The sequence below is a fragment of the Peribacillus sp. P4_C12 genome (assembly GCF_056402095.1).
In genome coordinates, this window is sequence record NZ_JBFUIB010001140.1 from 1 (window position 1) to 617 (window position 617).

Consider the following 617-nt stretch of genomic DNA (forward strand, 5'->3'; position numbering starts at 1 on the left):
GTAAAAGCGATAGCATCGTTTAGACATGATTATCCGCACGTAAATTTGGAGGTTTCCGATAAAAGTGGATCTGCTGTAATTGAAGATGTTCGACAGCACAAGACTGACATTGGACTGATTACGTATTCAAGTGATTTGAACATAAACATGGAAGGAATAGCTTTTGAAGCATTAATCGAAGGGAAGCAGAAAGTTTATGTTTCTAAGCATTCTCCCTTAGCCATCCTTGGTACTATAACTCCGCATGATATACTTGATCAAACTCTCGTGACATATAAGGGTGAATTTATGCAGTATTTTGTACAAGAATTCTTTCATACATATAAGCCCTTGAAAATCTTATTTACATCAAATAATATGGATGGAGTTCTCCAAGCCGTCAATGAAAATTTGGCAATTACATTTGCTCCTGATTTCGTAATGAAAAACTATCCCCTTATCATTAATGGCGATATCGTTCCAATTGATTTGGTGTATCATCCGACTGTAAATATTTCTTTAGGATTAGTTCGTTCAGAGAATAAACATTTATCCACTTTTGCCAACAAATATATTCATTATTTAAAATCAGAAATTATTAAGAATTAAAAAAAAAGAGAAGGTTCTTCGTCTCAAGG

The 617-nt window shown here is 33.7% G+C and carries 1 protein-coding gene; it reads left to right on the forward strand.

Annotated features, from left to right (window positions below; genetic code table 11):
* The coding region (locus AC1DUW_RS31810; protein WP_477644577.1) for a LysR family transcriptional regulator substrate-binding protein at positions 1–588 on the forward strand (588 nt) is incomplete at its 5' end.
* Positions 589–617 lie beyond the last annotated feature (29 nt).